The sequence below is a fragment of the Candidatus Saccharimonadales bacterium genome, assembly GCA_036388415.1.
In the GTDB taxonomy this organism is placed as follows: domain Bacteria; phylum Patescibacteriota; class Saccharimonadia; order Saccharimonadales; family UBA4665; genus UBA4665.
Map to the genome: position 1 here is coordinate 429,153 of DASVRW010000002.1, position 20,297 is coordinate 449,449.

Sequence of the window (20,297 nt, forward strand, 5' to 3'; positions counted from 1 at the left end):
TAGTGTTTTTGTTATTATGACATTATGTATATTCAGCCACTAATAGTAGCAGCCTCATCCGTTTTATTAATTGAGACCTTTTTTCTTGTTATCAGATACCGCGACAGTCTCAACAATAATCCCCGGCCTAATTTCATTGATTACGTACCACTGTATCAGCCTATTACGTACATGAGCGTAAGAGAATTTTTAAGTGGCGGTGATAGGCGATGGGCAATATATTTTCTATACCGGTACACACCGCATCTTGTCGTTCTCTTATTGCTCGCGGGAGTTTTACAAGAATACTTCTCCATAAGTAATGTCCTCCCCTACCTAGCATTAACTACGACGATATCGGTCGTCAGTAGAAATGTATCAGGTTGGTACAGGTCAAAGTTCATTTCTGAAAAATTACTCCATACCTTCAACTCAATCATGCTATATCTGATAACTGCTGCCGTATGGGTAATCTCGGAAGCAGCTAGTCTCGCATTTCTTGCGCCAAGTGTGTCGGGGGTGTTGGATAATCTATGGTCGTCAATATTAGCTGCGAGTGCTGTCTTGCTTTACGCTCGTTTAACTAATCCTAATAGTAGATTGGCCGACAAACAAGCGGAAGACACTGCTCGCGACAACCATGTATTAAAAGCATATAATCACATTAAAGCTCAACATGAAAGCATCATAAATGATAGCTGTTCAAAGTACTCATGCTCACGGCCAGTTCTATACGCTGTACTGATATATGAGAATATGAATAGACCGCCTTTGTTTAGAAAATTTGAAAATATAATTGTAAAACTAGGCAAAACGCCGCTTACTGTGGGTATTGCGCAAGTAAAATCAGATAAGCCATTGTCAGATGCGGAAAGCATCGAAAAAGCAGCGCGCATATTGTCAGGAAGCGCATCGACAGATATTGATTTTGGCAGTGGATACATTGACATGCAGCACTTAGAGGGGCTGTTGGAGAATTACAATACAAGCGCCTTGTATGCGGAATCCATAGCCGAAATAATGTCCGTGCTCCGAAGATACACAAATGCATACTCTTTCAAGAATAATGGTCCGATAGGATACTAAGACCCTGACGTATTATTTGAGTTTGCTACAATTACTAAGTGGTTAAAACCTTAGCAATTGCCAATACGTTATTCAATGATGAAGATAAAGAACTAGTAGATTCACTTTTACGAAAAATCGCTGTCGCAAGGACTCGAAATGATCGTATGTCGGTAGTCTCGCGGCGAGAGATAACAAGTATACTCAACTCCGCAGAGATATCTCAGATAGAGAAAGTTTATTCCCTTGATCCTTTTCAATTCGGCTTCAAAGGACCTAAACAAGAGATAGAGCCCGTACCAGGAAAACTTGTCCGTATCCCACCGATGCCATATCATTCAAAAGGCATAGGACTGTTAACAGCCCCACAATATATACCAGATCACACTTATACAGTGTACATGCGGATGGCGAAAGCTATATATGAACAGCTCGGCAGGACGTTGTTGATCGAATCCTGTTACCGCTCCAATGATTTTCAAGCTATTACATTTTTGAGAATACTAAAAATAAACAATTTTAACATACAGCAAACCATACAACGTGCTGCAATTCCAGGATATTCTGAACATACCACTCCTAGCCGCTTAGCATTAGATTTACAGAATGTAGACGGCTTTCCTACAGATGAAACTCCTCAAGATTTCCAGGATACCCTCGAATACAAGTGGCTGGGTGAAAATGCTGAATTGTTCGATTTTTATATGTCTTATCCTAAGGATAATCCATATGGGCTCATGTTTGAGCCTTGGCATTGGCGTCGTATCCCCAGTTAATTGCGTTAGGCTCGAAAGTTGCGAGGTACGTCTACTAAGGGCAGCCGGTAAAAATCGCCGACAAGACCGGTGTTTTTTACTGCTCTGCGGACTAACGAACGAGGTCGACCATCTACATCCTGTCTGAGCGAAGCGTGGCGCAGACATCGACGTGCACTATCCGTCATCTCCAGCTACCAAAGAGATCTACTCCTGGAGCGACTAGATCATTTATTGTACACTGTGTACAATATGCAAGTTTCCGATTTTGATTACGTGTTACCAGCAGAGTTGATTGCCAATACCCCACCCGAGGTGCGGGGTACGTCGCGACTCCTGGTTGTTCACCGGAGCAACGAAAAATTAGAAGATGCTAAATACGGTGATATCGTCAATTACCTGAACGCAGGTGATGTGCTAGTCCTAAATGATACGCGCGTCATAAAAGCTCGCCTCAAAGTAACTAAGGTGAATGGCGCCTCCCGTGAACTAATTGTTCTTGAGCGACATAGCGCCGATACCGATTGGCATAAGCATAAAGTCATGTACCGCCGCAAGCTTACTGTTGGCGATAAGCTTACTATCGGTGATGCGGAAATTATTGTTGAAGAAATCGTTGGCCAAGGCATTGCCGTCGTGAGCAGTAGCCACGACTTGCTGCAGCTGGCCGAAAAATATGGGAGCGTCCCCTTGCCTCCATATATGCACCGCGATGCGAACGACATTGACATTGAAAGGTACCAGACCGTATGGGCCGAACAACAAGGTTCGGTGGCAGCGCCAACTGCGAGTCTTAATATGACCGATGAGATTCTCGACAGGCTGCGTGCTAAAGGCGTTATTATTAAAACGATCACACTGCACGTCGGCCTTGGGACGTTTCTGCCGATAAGGGTTGATGAACTGGATAAACACACTATGCACCAGGAATATTTTAAAATTCCAAAATCAACGGTCGAAGCAATTCAGCACGTCAAACAAAATGGCAACAAAGTCATAGCCCTCGGCACAACCGTCGCGCGAACGCTTGAGTATGCCGCTGAACAATTACAGCAGCCTGCTATGGACTTAAAGGGTGAAGCCGACATTTTCATTTACCCCGGTTACAAGTTCAAGACGGTTGATGGACTACTTACCAATTATCACGCGCCGAAAAGTACCGTTCTGATGTTAACGGCGGCATTCGCCGGCTGGCCGCTACTAGCCCAAGCATATGCCCACGCCATTTCAGAGCGTTATCAGTTCCTAAGTTATGGTGACTCAATGATTATCCTATGACCAACCCAAATATATCGTTTACCATACATGACAGATTACCCGGGACTCTAGCTCGTACCGGTACTATTCACACCCCGCACGGTGATATTCAAACGCCAGCCTTCATTGTCGGCGGCACGAAGGCGACCGTCAAAACGCTGACTGTCGAACAGATCAAGGCCTTCAATGGGCAAGCAGTACTAGCTAACACCTACCATTTAATGCTGAAACCCGGTGCCGATGTGATTCGAAAAGCTGGCGGCATACATACGTTCATGAACTGGACTGGTCCGACATACACCGATAGCGGTGGCTTTCAAGTCTTTTCGCTCGGAATGGCTTACAAAAAAGGTATCGATATGACGAGCCATAGCCAAAAAGGCGTCAGTACGACTGCCGTGCACAGCCAAGGCCAATTAGCCAAAGTTACTGACGATGGCGTGAGTTTCCGGTCGCATATCGATGGCAGTCTGCAGCGTATGACCCCGGAAAGCTCAATGGAGTTACAGCATGCAATCGGCGCTGATATTCACATGGCATTCGATGAACTGACGAGTCCACTAGCTGGGCGTGACTATATACAACGGGCAATGGACAGGACGCATGCCTGGGCCGAACGTTGTCTCAGTAGCCATATCGACCTTAATGCTAAACATACAGCCGCCGGAGAACCACTCCAGGCGTTATTTGCGGTTGTGCAAGGCGGCCGCGAAGCAGACTTTCGTACTCAGAGTGCCAGTTTTCTCGGAAGTCGTGAGTTTGACGGATACGGTATCGGCGGCGTATTCGAACCGGGCGAGATACCAACTGTTGTCCGGTGGGTGTCCGAAACACTACCCGAAGATAAACCGCGCCATCTGCTTGGCATGGGCGCTCAGCCTGCTGACCTGTTTCTGGGCGTCGAATACGGCATAGACACCTTCGACTGCGTAGCCCCGACCCGACAAGCACGTAATGGCGCACTGTACACCTACGATGGCCGTATTAATATTCTCAATCGGCGCTTTGCTGAAGACTTCACTGCCCTTGACCAAGAATGCGATTGCTATAGCTGTGCCAACTATACGAGCGCTTACCTGCACCATTTGTTTAAAGTCGACGAAATTCTCGGCTTTACGCTCGCGAGCATCCACAATGAGCGCTTCATAATACGGACGGTTGACGCGATCCGGCAGTCGATTACAGACGGCACATTTTTTAAATACAAAACTTCATTCTTAAACCGTTACTACGGCGAGAACAAAGCCGCATCATTCCTGCACTAGTCTGAAGCTATTTCGACTTTTTTTAATTCCTTAATAACACGAAGTGTAATCGGCGAAACAACAAGTTCGACCAGGAGTTTGATACACCACACTGTTGCCATCAGTTGTAGTAATGTTGATCCGCTCATTGTTCCGGCAAAAGCGATGACACTGAATATAATAGTATCGACTAAACTGCCCAGCCCAGATGCTCCAATGATACGTCCCCACAGGTACTTACCTTGCAAGCGTTCCTTAAGACGGTTCTGTACATAACCACTGAAAAATTCACCGGCGGCGATCGCAGTAATACTGGCGAAAATAATCCGAAACACTACACCGAGAGTAGCATCGTATGACGATTGCCCGCTCCAATCGGCTGCAGCCGGCAGAATACCTACGATCCAAAAAACTAAGCTCGTTAGCAGTAGCATACCGATGCCGATATATAACATTTGACGTAAACGCTTGAAGCCGTAAACCTCGTTGATGATACCAATGAGAATGTATGCGAACGGAAATAATATAGTGCCAGCATCAAAAACCGCTGGACCGATTGAAACTATTTTTACCGACGCGATATTACTTACGATCAATATGGTGACGTAGAGTGCGGCGCAGATTTGGAAAGCGGTACTATATTGATTTTTCATTGGTGACAAATAGTATATTACACTAGTTTATGGCTATTGAGTAATGAATGCCGGTAATCTCGAACATTGTGTGTGTATTCTAGAACTGATGTACCGCCCACAACGTAAGGTTACTAAGTGCATCTGGACATAACTGCTCAAATATTTATACGCAGCCGAATTAACAACTGATTATCGACAGTTGCAAAGTATGTTAACGACGGGCAGCCAAGCATAAGCAGTATTTAGTCCCGAATGATTTTTGATATAGTTGTAATATGAAGAAAGAAAGTAAATCATACATTGCAGTCGGATACCTTTTTATGATAGCCAGTGTAGTGGCAATAACGTTAGATGAAACCTCAATGTTTGCAACTTGGCTTCCAATTGGCGCCGCTTTTTTGGCTATAGGCTACAACGAAAAACGTAGTAAATAATAGCAACCTATAGATACTAATCAGTTCTCGATATATGCCCCTGCAGGAACAGTAAACACAATTAAGAGACAGTTAATATTAGCTACGAGGTGCGCTGACGATGATTAGTCGTGTATGCCATCATTGATATTACGAATCTAGCGTATACTTCGTATATGAACAACAATAAGCGAAATATGATAATCTGGCTATCGACGGCAACTACGTTTTTAGGTGCAGCAAGCGCCTATAAATCCATCGTGACTCCTGAGTTTAGATTAGCCAACAATATAGCCATCGCTGTTTTAATAGTAATCATATTAGTTATGGTATACCAATTATCTAAGTTAAGGTAAGCTGAAATTTGACCCTAACCCCTACCCCGGTCAATACTTTAGTCTCTGCAGCTAAACAGTTGCAGAAGGAGCAGATAACGGGGTGACGTCGCATTCGTAATCAAATTCAGTCCGTGCTTCATTACGCTTAATCATTTCGCAATCAAATGAACCATTCCGCACATTTGGTGGGATATTCGAAAAATAGATTTCTAAAGCTTGATCACCTTTGTTTAGTTCATCAATAATACTCATCTCAGCGTTACTATCTGTAACGGGCGTGTCGAATTTTTCCGATGCATATAAATGCCCCTTGTTTGTAGTGGGATTGTAGGTAAACTCTCTAACTGAGTATTCTCTGGCTACAACGTATATACTGTCATTGGACTCGGTGGAACTACATCCTGACAGGGTGACTCCTACCACAACAAACGCAGCGAGTTTTCTGGTAATAGTGTGCGTACTCCCTAGCTCAGGAGCGGTATGTGGTGGCGTATTCATCAAACTACCCTATATGATTTAGTAAATTTAGTCAATGATGGGCGAGCCGCACAACTCGTGCTTACTAAACCTTTGTCTTTAGATATTTTTATTATTTACTGCCGTTATAAACGGCTACGCCGAGTCATTCGGACCTTCCGCGTTGCCGCTTGACTTCCACGATCTTGCCATGAATGCGATGCGGACAATATGTCTCGAACTGGCAGCCCGCTTCTTGATTGATATAGTGCATGATGACCATTTTGGCTGGGATAGCACCCTTTATACAAGCCGGGCAGATCACAACTTTGCACGCGCTAAGGCGCAGTATGATATCTACTCCCAAGCCAGCTCTGCATTGTAACGGCTAGTGAATAAATCAAGCCCGCAAATGCCGTTTGCTAAAATAACAGGATGGACACAAAGCTAATTCTACTCAGAGGCCCATCCGGTGCCGGCAAAAGCACCATAGCCCGTTTGCTACAAAAAGACAGTCCTAGAAGCATCTTACTTATAGAGCAGGACTATTACAGAAATACAGTTCTCGGTGGAAAACCGGATGAGAAAAGCTTAGTTCCAGAAATGGTATATGAAAATGCCCTGACAATTCTTAGCGCTGGCTATGACGTAATCATCGAGGGAATATTCCGTAAACAAAAATATCTGCCTATGTTCGAACAGTTAATGGATAACCATGCCGGTGAAAATTACATGTTTTATTTCGATATAAGCTTCGAGGAAACCGTCAGGCGTCACAGTACGCGCTCCAAGGCCACACAATTTGGCAGGGATGAAATGCAGGATTGGTATGATCTGGCAGAACCGCTAAGTACGAAAAATGAATATATCATCAAGGAAGCAAGCTCACTCACAGAATCAACAAAATTTATCAAAAAAATAGCACTCATATAAATTCATACTAGGACAGTTTACACCGGTTGAGTCATGAAGTGTGACGCCATTTGTTGGCCGAGTATGAACACTTACGTCTATGCAATCTTGGTTTATAATAAACAAGATGTCACTCTACAATCATGCGCTTTATCAGGTAGCAACTAAGGCCTTAATATACAAAGGCGAAAAGATATTAGTGCTTATTACGCCTGATGGCTATGTGGACTTTCCTGGAGGCCGCGTAGACGAATCCGAGCGCGATATACCGTGGACCGAAGCACTAAAGCGTGAAATAGCGGAGGAGTTAGGCGAAAACATCGTTATAGATATAGGAGACACTGTTTTCGTATCGAAGCGGCAGTACAAAATAGACACATTGCAGCACATAGCGGCCATATTTTTTAGATGCACTTATGTGAGCGGCGAAGTGACGCTTTCTGAAGAACACAGTGATCATGTATGGCTTACCGCCAAAGAATTAATTGATTCAAAACGAAAGTTTTTATCTGAGGATGAACGAAAGCAGCTTTCTACTTTATTTAGCACAATTTAAATAATATAGGTGCGAAGTACGTTGAGTGATTAACAGCCAGGAAGCTTATGTCACTAGCTTTCGTATTCTATAGATAGGATTATAATCAGTGTCATGACAGATGAAGAATCTACACGCAAACAAGCCTTAGCTGATAACGTTACCCATTTCGCTACTGGTATAGCAGTATTCCGGGATTCTACACTATTAGTCGTACGCCGAGCCGTAGAAGATGATTTTCTTGGAGGAGAATGGGAGCTGCCTGGCGGCGGCGTAGACGCAGGAGAAACGATAGAACAAGGTGCAATTAGGGAATTGTTGGAAGAAACGAGTTTAGCGGTCGACAAAATTATTGAAACTTTTGAAAGCTTTGATTATGCAACGCCTAAAAAGCCTAAAGTCCGGCAGATAAATTATAAAGTCACAGTAAAATCAGGTGATATAAAACTAGAACCGACCGAACATGACGCCTATCGCTGGGTAGTTGCCGCAGATATTCCAGGTCTCAAAACAAATGCAGTCATGCAAGAATGCTTGTATAACGCGTTTAAATAAGCATACTATGCTATAATCTAAACATTATGCCAATACGAGATAGGATTAGACAAGTTAAGCATTTACAAAATAAATACTTTATATGCGTGTTAGAAAACCCGAAAGACATAGTAAATATTGCGGCTGCCATGCGAAACATTTCGGCATTTGGCGTTGAGAAGCTATACGTAATTGGCGATAACAATATCGTTAAGGATTTCGAAACGTCAAGAAGTCACAAAGGACTTACGAACACGAGCGTTGGAGCAAATAAATGGGTATACGTAAAGCAATTTGACACCGCTGCGGATTGTATAGCACACCTACGCGAAGATCGGTATACCATTGCCGTAACCTCCTCCCATCTCAAGAGCAAGGACAACGTATACCTATACGATGAAACATTCACTCAAAAGCGGCTAGCCGTATGGTTTGGCAATGAATCAAAGGGCATTTCGGATGAAGTAGCCGGTGAGGCAGACATGTGTATTCAAGTACCGATGGGCGGCATAGTCGAGAGCCTGAATCTCGGAACAAGTACCGGTATCATCCTAAGCTACATAAGTTATCAGCGCCTGAAATATATCTACGAAAACGATAAAGCAACTTTCAAGCCAAAGAGTATAGCTGCATCAAAAATGCAATCATGGCATGAGTTCATCAAGCCACATCGAGACTGATAACATAGCGTAGAAATAAAGTCAGGCAGGCTGCAGCTCGGTCGACCGTTCTTTTCGTTCATAGTAAATAATGCTAATGTTTATATAGATGACAATCAAAAATAAACATAAAAGCTGGAAATTGCTACTCTTAGCTAGCTATGCGCATAACCTGGGTTGGGGTATATATGCACCGCTCTATGCGCTGTACGTTTTGGAGATTGGCGGTACGAATTTTGATGTCAGTTTATTATGGAGCATGTACGCACTCATCGCAGGTTTGCTGATGATAGTATTTGGGCGACTGGAAAACCGCAAGGATTACAATCCGATCAATATGCTCGTCGTTGGATACGGCCTATTTATCATTGTTGCCGTCGGTTTCTTATTTGTAAAAAACGTTCACCATTATTATATATTGCAGTGCATACTGGCTTTGGCTATGGGCATCATGACGCCGGCCACAAAGGCTACCTATAGTCGGGCGCAGGTCAAAGGCAAAGAGGCCGGCGGCTGGGGTATGTTTGACGGTGGGAACTACATACTGATGGCTATCGCAGCCTTCTCGGGAGGACTGCTGTTCAAGGCCGGCGGCTTTCAAGCAATATTCATAGCTATGATCTGCATCCAGACGGGTGCAATGTTGCTGGCACTCAACAACAAGCGTTTATACGCGTAATATAACCGCTGGAAATCCGTTGTATGTCAGTGGCTGATATCGAGATCTAGAGCAGTTACTTCAGCCGGATGCTCAGCCCGAGCCCGCCGAACTGCTGGCAGACAAAAACGGGCTGCGTATCGGTACTCAGGCGTTTATGATAGCGGTAGTTTAACTGGTCATATTTAACTATCTGTTTCGCATCGTCAATTTTATTAGTGATGAGCCAGTTAGCAAAAGATCCGCGGGCGATCTTGGCGTGCACTGTTACAAATACCGGCAGACTCGTCTTGTCGTTGACTGTGAGGAATTTTGGGGTTAGCATCCGTGAACGCTGCAGTCTCTTTTCGACAACTTTGAAATACTCTTTCGAAGTGAGGTTTAGATATACGTCGCTGGTGTCTAACGTCTGCGCAATCTCATTTTCCCAAAACTTATCTAGTATCATTCCATTATCCAGTTTAAACTTGTATCCCATTTCAAGCCGGTATGGTTTGATCTGGTCGTAAGGCCTCAGCAGGCCATACAATCCGGAAACAATGACAAGATGTTTTTGTGCGAATTGCGCATCGGCTTTGTTCCATGTCGCAGCAGACAAACCACTATAGATATCGCCCCTAAAGGTTAACGCGGCAGCCGACGCGGCAGTTTCATCCATCCAATTGTCTATGTGCGCTTTGACTGTATCTGCGATTTTGCCGCTCACTCCCATCAGCGTCATCAACTGCGTTTTATTCATACGGCGCAATTGTTGATTCAGATAAGTAGCCTGCTCAATATACTGCGGTGAAGTCAGCGCATGCACCGTGGACGATGCAAGCTTCATAGATTTGGAACTATGCAATAGTATCTTCATGATTGTCTATAAGTATAGTGTACGTCCACATGTAAGCACTCTCTGCTGTATTCGTGACTAGCATATTGCGGCATGTAGAAGCTGCTTAGCAAGATCGGATAACTTAGTTAAAAGTCTTTACTATTGATATACTCAGTAATAGAAACCATAAATCTTACCGGAGACATATACATGTGGATCGTCGCAGTCATAGTAATTATTATATTTATTTTATTATTTGACGGCCTTTTTATCGTACGGCAGCAAACATCGGCAATCGTCGAGCGCTTCGGACGATTCAAGCGAATCGCACCTGCTGGACTCAACATCAAGATACCGCTCATCGACCGCATCTCTGGCCGTTTGACACTGCGCATCCGACAGCTTGATGTGCGCATCGAAACCAAAACCAAAGATAATGTATTCGTGTTCGTTGTTGTCAGCGTGCAGTACTATGTTCTCCCTGGCAAGGTCGTTGACGCATTTTACAAATTGCAGGATCCGCAGGGACAGATCACTTCATTCGTGTTTGATACTGTCCGTGCCCGTGTGCCGTCTATCGTACTTGATGATTTATTTGAGAAGAAAGATGACATTGCGCAGGCTGTAAAAACCGAGCTGGACGCAGTTATGGACGCCTTCGGATATGGCATCATCAAAGCACTGGTGACAGATATTGAGCCGGATGCTAAGGTCAAGGCCAGCATGAATGAGATCAATGCGGCGCAGCGCCTGCGTGAAGCTGCTATTCAGCAGGCCGAAGCCGATAAGATTCGTGTCGTCAAGGCCGCCGAAGGTGAAGCCGAAAGCAAAGCCCTCCAAGGTCAAGGTATCGCCAATCAGCGAAGAGCGATTATCGATGGGCTGAAAGAATCGGTTGAGAACTTCAGCAAAGGCGTTAACGGACCCAAAGCCGAGGATGTCATGAATTTAGTGCTCATGACACAATACTTTGACACCTTGAAGGAAATCGGACTGTCCAGCAAAAGCAACACGATACTCATACCTCATTCTCCCGGCGGCATGGGCGATATCAGCGACCAGATGCGTAACGCCATTATTACCGCCAACCAGGTCACAAAAGATTCGAAAACAGGCATTCAGTAAATACTTCGGTAACGCGCAAGCTGAAGCGCACTGCGCGCTCATGGCTATGGTATGATTTGACTAAGCATGACCTACATAGACCTCACCCATACCTTATCTACTGATACACCCATCTTTCCTGGTGACCCCAAGCTGCATATTGAACCGGCTGCAACTTTTGACCTACAGGGCAATTCGGGCCATAGCCTGTCCTTAGGTACACACACTGGAACACATATTGATGCTCCGGCTCACATGATACCGGGCGGCAAAACGCTCGATGACTTCGATGTAGCCAGCTTCATTGGCCGCGGCGTATACATAGCCGTGTCTGGCGCTACTATATCACTCGACCTGGTGCAAGCCGCCGACATACACCACGGTGACATCGTTATGATTGATACCGGCATGGTGTCGAAATACGGACAGACTGCATACTACGAATCTTACCCGGTATTGACCACTGAAGCGGCCGCTTACCTTGCCCAGAAGGGCATAAAAATGGCTGGCATCGATGCTTGTAGTTTTGATAACGACCCTAGCTTCCCTATCCACAAAATATTACTTGGCGCTAATATCCTGCTTGTAGAGAACGTCGCTAATCTACACGTGCTAGCTGACACATCTTTCACGGTTTCTGCATTACCGATACGCCTCAATCTCGATGGAGCACCCGCCAGAGTCATAGCGGAGGTACAATGATGGCGAAGAAAGTATTAATTACTGGTAGTGGCGGCGTGCTTGGCAGCGTACTCCGCAAGGGGCTACCCCACGACACAACCGACTTTGACTTGCCGCACTCCAACGTCGGAGATTTTGACCATCTTATGGAGAGGGCACGCGGTCATGATACCATCATCCACCTGGCTTGGAACAAGACTCACGACGACTGGTTGGCCGAGAATCTTAATACCGAAAATATTCAAAATTGCTTTAACGTCTATGAAGCTGGCCATCAAGCGGGCGTCAATCGAATCATCATTGCCAGTTCAGTACACGCCGATGATTTTGTGGGAAGCCACATCTCGAGACCGCTGGATCCCTATGCCCTTCCGACACCCGACAGTCCATACGGCGCAAGCAAATGCATGATGGAAGCACTTGGCAGATACTATGCGCACGCCAAAGGCCTAGAAGTGATATGCATACGTTTCGGCGGTGTCAACAGAGATGACACTCCGCCAGCTTCCCCGCAGTCCGAGCGTCAGGTATGGCTGAGTCACGCCGACTGCGTTTCACTTGTTGCAACTTGCCTAAATGCAGAGGCGGTGCCGGCAAATTTCTCCATAGTGTACGGGATTTCAAATAATGTGAACCTGCTCCATAATCTATCGAACCCATTTGGTTGGGTGCCCAAAGACGGCGCTCGTTAGCAACAGACTGCGGACAGTACAAACTAATTTTGTACAATATTTTTGTTATGTTGCTGCTGCATGTCTGCATAGGATCGGGCAACCAGTATTTCTAAAACATTTATGTCGACGTCAGCCAGCTTATGAATATATAAACAGCTTTTACTAATTTTATGCTTGCCTAGTTTACTTACTATGTCGGCATAGTCGTCAAAGCCGGACAGTATGTACAAAGTCAGATTTTGCTTGCGCGGCGAAAAGCCGGCGAGCATCCAGTCACCTTCTTGACGGCTGCGCAATCGAGGCTGTTACGTAACAGGCGTATCCTGAAATCGTACGAATTTGCTATTATTAGCATAATGATTAGTTCAATACAAATTTCCGGTTTCAAAAATTTTCGAGGCAAATCTGTGAAGCTGACTGATTTGAACCGTATCAATCTATTAGTTGGCATAAACGGCTCTGGCAAAAGCAGCATACTCGAACTGATGATGGGCGTATCGAAATTGAGCCAACTGAATAACACCGGCAGACAGGATATATACGTCGGCAAGCACTCCGAGCGGCTGCATTCACTGTTCGAGCCGGAAACTGAGATTAAGTTCACCTACACTGACAGCCGGGAGTCTTACCGCCTGAAGATTATTACCCAATCCGGCGATAAATGGCAACTTGAGAAAGCCGGCCAGCCATTTGGAGGTAGCGACGTCATAGCCATGATGAACGTCGGCTCGTCACCGTTTCATAACCTTGTGGGTACTCAAGAAGGGGCACGGAACGACAAACCATTCAGTGACATAACAATCTTTGACCGTGATGCGCATGTTCGCTTTACCGACATTGAAAAGGCTAATGCTATCCTGCAAAAAATAAACGCAGCGCAGCGCCATTTTCGAGAGCGAAGTCTCTCGAGCGGTTCGTTCACGTTCGAGAATGAAAATGAAATCAGACCTGAGTTTGTAGCTGGCGGCACACGCTACATTGCTGGACTGATAGCAGCGATACGGCAACTCAGCAATGCCAGCCCGGTGCTATTGGTCGATGATCTCGGCGACGAGCTATTCCCTGCTGTCCGCAAAATATTATTGCCAGAAATCATTGATCTCATCGAGTCGTCAGAAAGTACGCAGTTCGCACAGATGTTTGCCACCACGCACAATATCGAAATCGTCAAAACCGCCCTGCATCACCCAGAGTACTGCAGCGTCTACATGTTTGACTACGATGGAACGCTCCTCGAAATAGAAGGCGCACAGCAAAGGAAGGTAGAAAGTTCTGCCGGCATCCGCTCGCAGGAAGTCGTACCAGCCATTGCAAGCATGCTCGGACTAACAGATGTCGACCTCGGATTCCCGGAACTCGTAATACTCGTTGAGGAAGAAACTAAAAAAACATTTTTGGACGCACTCTTCAAAAATCCGCATTTCAAGCGTCAGTTTAAAACCTTTGATGTGTTGGTTCCGTTTCAATCCGGCGATGGTAACACCTCAAAAGCCGTTCACAACCTGCTCGATTTGAGTAAATATTTCTTCTACTCCGAAATTTGGTCCGATAGATACGCTATATTTGTCGATTACAATACTGCAGACTACAGTATTCAGGGACTCGCCAAAACCGACAGTACCAGACAAAAGGCGCTCGCCGTAGCTCAAGCAAAACTTGGACACGGCAAACGCTTCCTGCTAACCAAACGTGACGGTGAATATATGCCAACATTTGAAGAAACCTACCCAACGCGACTCTGGGAAGCATACAGAAAGCTGCATGCAATTCCAGAAACCAGCCCTGCATTGTGGCTTGGCGCGCTAGATGACCATGCGGAACGTGGCAAGGCAAAAAATGGTTTGGCGCTGTACGTTGCCGAAAATATCAACAGTCCCGAACTAGATACACACTATCCCGAACTAAAGTACCTGCTAACGATGCCAATTGAAACTACTGAGTACGTAGAACCGATCATCCTTGCAGACGTTGAGGATTCTGATCCGATCGATCAAATGCTCGAAGATGCCCTACGCGCCGTAACCGACAGTCAAAAGGCTTCAACCAGCATGCTTCAGCGAAAACTGCGCATCGGCTACGGACGAGCTGCCAGAATAATCGAACAACTTGAAACCTTGCAGATAATAGCACCTGCCGACGGTGCACGTCCCCGCAAAGTCTTGGTTGCGTCATTCGACGAGGCGCTCGCGATAGTGCGAACTAATTTCCTGTAAACCGCAGTTGGCTTGGGTCGGTATCACAAACGATACATTAACTTCTGATCGCACAATCATTCCCAGTGTTGCAATCTTCAGCCTGCGTCATACCCCTCGGGCGGTGCGATGTATTTTGGATGCTTTTTCCGCAAATACGCCATTAATTGCTCATACACAAGCGCTGTATACGGCGGGACACCGGCGGCCAGAGCAGCTATGAACCTTACAGGACCCCACCCCATACTGCGAGCAGTGATGAGCACGCCGACAAAATATAGCAGAAACAGCACGCCGTGCAGCCTGCCGGCAATGCCGATAGCAATTTCAAATCCTGGCAAGTCGAACTTGCGGTAGATGATTGCCGCGATCAACATTGTCCAGCCGGCAGTTTCGCCAAACGCAAACACTTTGTATATCGCCCAAGCATCTTTGTCTACAAACCAATGCGTCTTATCGTACACGTAGCCTATGCCATGAATGAACGGACTGAGTACCTTATCATGCAGTAATGATGGTACATTCATATGAACAGTATACAAATTACACGTCACAAGCGGAATTCTGACAGTATCAATGTTTGCAAATGTATAGCGAATCGATGTAAATGATACCCCATTATCTGCTCAAACTGAGTTTTGTCTGAGAGGCTCCGTATAAATTATCAGCTAAACCTAATTATCTATTTTGAATTGGATATGTTTTAGTATGTTTCCTAACTTCGAGCGCGTGACATAATAGTGTCTTGCTACAATTACTTCACAAAATAAAGCAGTTAGTTATATTACTAACTGCAGTTCATTTACTCTGTAAAGTATTTTTTAGCGTCAAGTACGCTGCGTAGCAAGCAACAGCTACTACAAATGTAATTAGGAGGTCTATATGCAAAAGCAATTAGCATTACCAAATATCAAAACAAGTTTAGTCGCAGCTGCTATCACAGTATCCGCTATGGCAATGATGAGTGGTAACGCATCGGCTACCAGCATGCCGACGTCAGAACACCACGGAAACTCCCATGTAGCCATGGCCAGTCATGAGGACAAGAAAACTCATGAAAATAAGATGAAACACGAAAATAAGGATCACGGCAACAAGCATCAGCAAAGCCAGGCAGCGATTGACCTGCGTGTCGGCCTGAACAATTTACTGGCTGAGCACGTCACAACCAACCTAACGGTGAACCGCAGTATTGCCGGTGGTGCGTCTTCGGCACAAATTGAAGCTGGTATGCAGGCCCAATTAGCGAACTCTGACGCGCTCTCTGCAGCTGTTGGTAGCGTATACGGCGCCGAGGCACAAGCACAGTTCTCAGAAATGTTCCGTGAGCACATTGTAGAATCAAATGCATACGCCCAAGCTGTCGCTGCCGGCGATGAATCTGCTAAAGCAGCAGCTAACGCAGAACTCCAAGAGTACTTGCACGAACTTTCAACATTCTTTAGTACAGCAATTCCCGGCCTTCCCCAAGAAGACGTCTATAGCTTGCTAAACCAGCACGAAGAACTCATTAATGCGTCAACAGAAGCCTTCAAGGCCGGTGATTATCACCAGTCATACAAGCTCGAACACGATGCATTAGTGCAAGTTGCTACGATTGCCGACGCACTTGCCGATGGTATCGTCCGTACGCAACCAGACTTGTTCTAGTACTATCGTACGTAACTCTAAGAAGCCCGGATTTCCGGGCTTCTTTCTTTTTGCCTTCGTTAGATTGAAGCGGCGACGCTCCCGCATGACAGTCCAAGGATGCTATGTAGTCATCAACTCTGGCAATTTCCAAACCCGTTTTCCACTTAATACAAATGCTCATGCGATACTATCATGCGACCGCATAAGCTCAAGTATCTTGACAGTCGTGTTCCAATTACGGATTGTCATGGACCGGTAAGCTGAAGTACCGATAATTTTGCCGAGGCGGCTTTTGGTACGCAGCTCACTCACGCGCTGGGAATATATGACGCCGTTACCGGGCCATACATGGTCGACGCCTTCACGTGGATCGAATACGGACATAGCCTGCCCGGCATCTATGTTAATCAGGAACACGACATCACTGTGATAGACATCTGGTTGTTCGCCAAATCCGGCGGGTTTATTATCTACAATATGCTGGAATTGAGCCCTATCTAGTACAAGCACTTTGATGAGTGAGCTATCGAGCTTGAAATTATTCGATATCATCGTTTCTACAGCCGGGCCGAGTTGCTGAGCGTCCATATCTGAGCGAACGACGACATTACCGCTTTGAATGTATGTGATCACGTCGCTGCAGCCAAGCTGTACGAGACAAATCCTCAGATCTGCCATAGGTATTTTGTTTTTGCCACCGACGTTAATGCCGCGCAGCAACAATGCATAAGTTTTCATGTATACACTCTAGCATACATGCCTCAGGGCATTCATTGTACGAGACTATGCAAACCACCGTCATGCACGTTATAGAGCTGGGAACTATGCAGACCGCTATAGCCATAGCCATAGCCGCAATAATACTAAGGCGTTGCAGAATTTGTTTTTTTATCTGTTCTTGCTTATGCTTAGCATATGAGCAAATCTGCAAAAAACCTCAAAGCCTCTACAGCACCGCGTCATAAATCTTTATACATAGTGCTCGCATTAGCTTTCGTCGTGTCACTGCTGATCGTAGTTTGGACCCAGCATACGGTCTCACAAAAGCAAGTTTTCAAGGATACATACGTTACACAAAGTAGGCTCGCCTACGTAGACGGCACGGACGCAGCCGCTCATGTCGCCAGCTTCTATAAACAGTACATCGATCCGCGAACGCCAGCCGCGAATAAATTAAAATTTATTGATGCCTACGGCAACAAAAACCTGCTGTTTTATAGTCAATATTATCTCCATGGTTTCGATCCTATTACTTGCAGCCAGGATGCGCCGACTGACGTATCGACTTCTCTCGCCTCTACCGGGCCGGTTGCAACGGTGAACGTCATTCCACTCAGCCCAGATGCAGACGGCACGACCGAGACAATCACTGCGCGAGTTGTGCTTGACGAAGAAGGACTGAGCATCGACTCTATCACCTGCCCTGGAAACAAAGCGAACTTACCGCCAAATTCTTAAATTTCGGTACGATGTCGGTATGGATGACAGATCTACATACTCATAGCTGTAAGTGGAAATTCTTGCGGCATGAGCATGTGTCAGCTGGTATACTATGACGTATGGAAATATTTGAATTCTTCATAACTATCGTTAACAGCATTGTCGGTGTCCTAAATGGCTTGCTTAGCTTCGTCGAGCGCATATTCACGCCAGTCATTGATCTAGTGCAGCGTTGGAATAATCTTTTTGGACGCGTGGCTCAGTAAGGTCCTGCGACAATAAACCGTAAGCCTCCAGTGTATTATCGAAAACAGAGAGCTATCATACGCGAGGTTGTTTACTTAGCACAGCCTTACGAACCCACGGGCTCATTGGCTTGTCGGTACGATGTATACAGCCAACCCAGCAACAAGGCCGTCGTTTGCCCTCTGCAAGTTGCGAACAAACACGCGCCACGTGTTCAGTCCGGGTACTGCTTTGCTTCACGGATATTGTCCAGCAAATCCACTCGTTACGAGCCAGCGGCGTGATATTTTCCCATGCACTTAATGCTTCCGGATGACTCAGTAACGCCTCTTTCAAGTCAGCCGGTAATTCGTGTGCTGTGCCGCTGCTAATTGTGTGCTTCATTCTGATTTTATAATACTCCATGCATGAGATATCATCCACGTCCAACAAGCTTATAACGCATGTGATTTTTGTAGTCCACATAGAAATAGTATCGACCGCCCGATATCATATAACCGCGTCATCGACTGTTGTGCCGCCTGTAGCGACTGCTGCAGTTTCTGCAGAAATTCACGAGTACCGATTTCAAGGGGCGCCTCTACTGCTTTGTTCATTGCGGTGTTTGTCAGCAGACTATCCAAATAGTGGATATGTGTCAATGTACGACATGACTCAAGCAACTGCGGTGTGTATTCGATATCCAGTTCGACAAATAGCTCAACAAATAATGCTTCAATCTTTTGCTTGGCAGTTTGCTCATCAGCTTCTGCAGGCACGGCAACCACGTCCATAATATCGTTAGTGCTATCCCTATTGCTATCTTTATTGCCGGTTATGTTGGCCGGTGTCGTAATGATTTCCTGAAGGATTCGATGAATTGCCTGTGCTTTGGGAGATTTTGGACGATCAAGCGTGTCAATAATCAATGTTATTGTCGTCTGAATTTCTGCGATGGTTGCAGGTAATTTCGGGGCGCGCCGTGCTGCCAAATCATACAATTCAGGCTGTGGCAGAGTAAGACCGTCTACCGTTATCTTATGTTTCTGTAGCGCTTCACCTACGCCGGTGGCATTGTCATCATTGTCGTTGTACGCTGCCCCTTCGGCATTATCTCGAAGCTCAGTCATTTGGCCGATCGATTCAATCGTGCCCATGCAATATTCCGCAAACTCATCATATGATTCATTTGGCTGTAATAATACCGACACAGGCACTTGTGCTGCTGGATATAGCGGCTCAGGAGCATACCCTGAGCTGCTATGGTTTTCGAATCTGATTGCCGGTGTTTGGGCTGGGGCATTTGTATGCGCGTCAGAAGCACGACTATCGCTAGGTGATCCTGGCACATCGGACGGGCGCAGTATGGTCACAATTAACGGCTGCGTCGCCGGTTTCTGGACACTGCTTCGAATTTCCATCGTTCCGTCTAGTATCCACGAGGGTCCATCCGGAGTAGCCTCAACATACAAATCCTGTTTGTTGGTACTTGCTGGTTCTTGCACTGGCCGACGTACAACGCCGAGATCAGATTTGAATAGTTCGTCAACTTCGCTTACAACAATTGTATCTACATGAGCCTGCCGTATCAAAGATGCCGGCTCGATTGGTTTCATGCTACTGATGCGCGGAATCTGCTCACGCACGTTTTCCTGCTCAGATGATTTAGTTGCTTCGGGACGTGCCGGGTATAAGGCTGTCTCTAATTGCGGCACTATTAGCTCTCCCAGTGGGATGGCCGGAGTTGTTGCAGGCTCCTTTGCGACGCGACTAAGTCTGGATTTACTAACCGCATGAGTGGTATTGTCCTCTTCTTTTTTCGTGATTTTCACTGGATTGGGAGCAGTTGCCTTTTTTATTGATAGACGCTCAGTGACCACTTTCTCTGCTGATCCCGTTCGGGAAGCTATTAATTCTTTTCCCAGGGCTTCAAGCTCCAATAGCAGTCCCGCCTGCTTTATCGACATGCCGCCAAGCACCGGACACATGCCTCGAGCTACGTCGACAGATTGCGCTTCATATATTTGTCCGCCAGCATGTTCATAGCTGTAAACTGGCGTTTGCTCAGCCTGCTGGTTTACTTCCATGTATA

General features: G+C 45.9%; 25 protein-coding genes. 17 read left to right on the forward strand and 8 right to left on the reverse strand.

Going from position 1 to position 20,297, the window contains the following annotated elements:
• The first annotated feature begins 24 nt into the window (after window positions 1-24).
• From VF575_02400 to tgt, 4 genes are all read left to right on the forward strand, one after another.
• Window positions 25-1,065: a hypothetical protein gene (locus tag VF575_02400; protein ID HEX8182430.1), complete on the forward strand. Its 1,041-nt coding sequence runs from the start codon at window positions 25-27 to the stop codon at window positions 1,063-1,065.
• Between the two features lie 38 nt (window positions 1,066-1,103).
• Entirely contained in the window at window positions 1,104-1,820 is a 717-nt protein-coding gene (locus tag VF575_02405) for a D-alanyl-D-alanine carboxypeptidase family protein (GenBank protein ID HEX8182431.1), read from the forward strand.
• A 231-nt stretch (window positions 1,821-2,051) separates the two neighbouring features.
• On the forward strand, window positions 2,052-3,077 hold the full coding sequence (gene queA, locus VF575_02410; GenBank protein ID HEX8182432.1) for a tRNA preQ1(34) S-adenosylmethionine ribosyltransferase-isomerase QueA: 1,026 nt from the start codon (window positions 2,052-2,054) through the stop codon (window positions 3,075-3,077).
• Window positions 3,074-4,321, forward strand: coding sequence for a tRNA guanosine(34) transglycosylase Tgt (gene tgt / locus VF575_02415; protein ID HEX8182433.1), 1,248 nt, complete (start codon window positions 3,074-3,076; stop codon window positions 4,319-4,321). Before queA ends, tgt begins: the two co-directional genes overlap by 4 nt.
• Here the strand turns inward: tgt and VF575_02420 are convergent.
• Window positions 4,318-4,953: a queuosine precursor transporter gene (locus VF575_02420; protein ID HEX8182434.1), complete on the reverse strand. Its 636-nt coding sequence runs from the start codon at window positions 4,951-4,953 to the stop codon at window positions 4,318-4,320. The genes tgt and VF575_02420 overlap by 4 nt on opposite strands.
• A gap of 257 nt (window positions 4,954-5,210) precedes the next feature.
• Between VF575_02420 and VF575_02425 the strand changes: the two genes are divergently transcribed.
• Window positions 5,211-5,369: a hypothetical protein gene (locus VF575_02425; GenBank protein ID HEX8182435.1), complete on the forward strand. Its 159-nt coding sequence runs from the start codon at window positions 5,211-5,213 to the stop codon at window positions 5,367-5,369.
• A 386-nt stretch (window positions 5,370-5,755) separates the two neighbouring features.
• On the opposite strand, the gene VF575_02430 is transcribed toward VF575_02425, so the two are convergent.
• Entirely contained in the window at window positions 5,756-6,184 is a 429-nt protein-coding gene (locus VF575_02430) for a hypothetical protein (protein HEX8182436.1), read from the reverse strand.
• 393 nt (window positions 6,185-6,577) lie between these two features.
• On the opposite strand from VF575_02430, the gene VF575_02435 reads away from it, so the two are divergent.
• The 5 genes from VF575_02435 to VF575_02455 all read left to right on the forward strand — a co-directional run bounded on the left by VF575_02435 (window position 6,578) and on the right by VF575_02455 (window position 9,461).
• Window positions 6,578-7,075, forward strand: a complete 498-nt coding sequence (locus tag VF575_02435; protein ID HEX8182437.1) for an AAA family ATPase — start codon at window positions 6,578-6,580, stop codon at window positions 7,073-7,075.
• Window positions 7,076-7,181: 106 nt separating this feature from the next.
• A complete protein-coding gene (locus VF575_02440; protein HEX8182438.1) occupies window positions 7,182-7,610 on the forward strand; it encodes an NUDIX domain-containing protein in 429 nt (142 codons plus the stop codon).
• A 93-nt stretch (window positions 7,611-7,703) separates the two neighbouring features.
• The gene (locus VF575_02445; protein ID HEX8182439.1) at window positions 7,704-8,144 is read left to right on the forward strand and encodes an NUDIX hydrolase; all 441 of its coding nucleotides are present in this window, start codon (window positions 7,704-7,706) and stop codon (window positions 8,142-8,144) included.
• An 86-nt stretch (window positions 8,145-8,230) separates the two neighbouring features.
• A complete protein-coding gene (locus VF575_02450) occupies window positions 8,231-8,803 on the forward strand; it encodes a TrmH family RNA methyltransferase (protein ID HEX8182440.1) in 573 nt (190 codons plus the stop codon).
• 88 nt (window positions 8,804-8,891) lie between these two features.
• Window positions 8,892-9,461 (forward strand): MFS transporter, encoded by a 570-nt coding sequence (locus VF575_02455; protein HEX8182441.1) that lies wholly within the window; start codon window positions 8,892-8,894, stop codon window positions 9,459-9,461.
• Window positions 9,462-9,516: 55 nt separating this feature from the next.
• Here the strand turns inward: VF575_02455 and VF575_02460 are convergent, their stop codons facing one another.
• On the reverse strand, window positions 9,517-10,296 hold the full coding sequence (locus VF575_02460; protein ID HEX8182442.1) for a YaaA family protein: 780 nt from the start codon (window positions 10,294-10,296) through the stop codon (window positions 9,517-9,519).
• A gap of 171 nt (window positions 10,297-10,467) precedes the next feature.
• On the opposite strand from VF575_02460, the gene VF575_02465 reads away from it, so the two are divergent.
• From VF575_02465 to VF575_02475, 3 genes are all read left to right on the forward strand, one after another.
• On the forward strand, window positions 10,468-11,382 hold the full coding sequence (locus tag VF575_02465; GenBank protein HEX8182443.1) for an SPFH domain-containing protein: 915 nt from the start codon (window positions 10,468-10,470) through the stop codon (window positions 11,380-11,382).
• A gap of 66 nt (window positions 11,383-11,448) precedes the next feature.
• A complete protein-coding gene (locus VF575_02470; protein ID HEX8182444.1) occupies window positions 11,449-12,063 on the forward strand; it encodes a cyclase family protein in 615 nt (204 codons plus the stop codon).
• Complete coding sequence (locus VF575_02475; GenBank protein HEX8182445.1) at window positions 12,060-12,734, forward strand: NAD(P)-dependent oxidoreductase; 675 nt, start codon at window positions 12,060-12,062, stop codon at window positions 12,732-12,734. The genes VF575_02470 and VF575_02475 overlap by 4 nt, the downstream gene beginning before the upstream one ends.
• Before the next feature lie 23 nt (window positions 12,735-12,757).
• Here VF575_02475 and VF575_02480 read toward each other — a convergent pair whose 3' ends face one another.
• Window positions 12,758-12,985, reverse strand: a complete 228-nt coding sequence (locus tag VF575_02480) for a DUF1801 domain-containing protein (protein HEX8182446.1) — start codon at window positions 12,983-12,985, stop codon at window positions 12,758-12,760.
• 87 nt (window positions 12,986-13,072) lie between these two features.
• Between VF575_02480 and VF575_02485 the strand changes: the two genes are divergently transcribed.
• Complete coding sequence (locus VF575_02485) at window positions 13,073-14,929, forward strand: DNA translocase FtsK (protein HEX8182447.1); 1,857 nt, start codon at window positions 13,073-13,075, stop codon at window positions 14,927-14,929.
• 77 nt (window positions 14,930-15,006) lie between these two features.
• Here the strand turns inward: VF575_02485 and VF575_02490 are convergent, their stop codons facing one another.
• On the reverse strand, window positions 15,007-15,435 hold the full coding sequence (locus VF575_02490) for a DUF3817 domain-containing protein (GenBank protein HEX8182448.1): 429 nt from the start codon (window positions 15,433-15,435) through the stop codon (window positions 15,007-15,009).
• Between the two features lie 355 nt (window positions 15,436-15,790).
• On the opposite strand from VF575_02490, the gene VF575_02495 reads away from it, so the two are divergent.
• Window positions 15,791-16,558 (forward strand): hypothetical protein, encoded by a 768-nt coding sequence (locus VF575_02495; protein ID HEX8182449.1) that lies wholly within the window; start codon window positions 15,791-15,793, stop codon window positions 16,556-16,558.
• A gap of 159 nt (window positions 16,559-16,717) precedes the next feature.
• On the opposite strand, the gene VF575_02500 is transcribed toward VF575_02495, so the two are convergent.
• On the reverse strand, window positions 16,718-17,278 hold the full coding sequence (locus tag VF575_02500; protein HEX8182450.1) for a DUF1697 domain-containing protein: 561 nt from the start codon (window positions 17,276-17,278) through the stop codon (window positions 16,718-16,720).
• A 177-nt stretch (window positions 17,279-17,455) separates the two neighbouring features.
• On the opposite strand from VF575_02500, the gene VF575_02505 reads away from it, so the two are divergent.
• Entirely contained in the window at window positions 17,456-17,998 is a 543-nt protein-coding gene (locus tag VF575_02505) for a hypothetical protein (GenBank protein HEX8182451.1), read from the forward strand.
• 101 nt (window positions 17,999-18,099) lie between these two features.
• Complete coding sequence (locus VF575_02510) at window positions 18,100-18,246, forward strand: hypothetical protein (protein ID HEX8182452.1); 147 nt, start codon at window positions 18,100-18,102, stop codon at window positions 18,244-18,246.
• 55 nt (window positions 18,247-18,301) lie between these two features.
• On the opposite strand, the gene VF575_02515 is transcribed toward VF575_02510, so the two are convergent.
• Window positions 18,302-18,610 (reverse strand): YdeI/OmpD-associated family protein, encoded by a 309-nt coding sequence (locus VF575_02515; protein ID HEX8182453.1) that lies wholly within the window; start codon window positions 18,608-18,610, stop codon window positions 18,302-18,304.
• Window positions 18,611-18,660: 50 nt separating this feature from the next.
• The gene (locus VF575_02520) at window positions 18,661-20,292 is read right to left on the reverse strand and encodes a hypothetical protein (GenBank protein ID HEX8182454.1); all 1,632 of its coding nucleotides are present in this window, start codon (window positions 20,290-20,292) and stop codon (window positions 18,661-18,663) included.
• Between the last annotated feature and the right edge of the window lie 5 nt (window positions 20,293-20,297).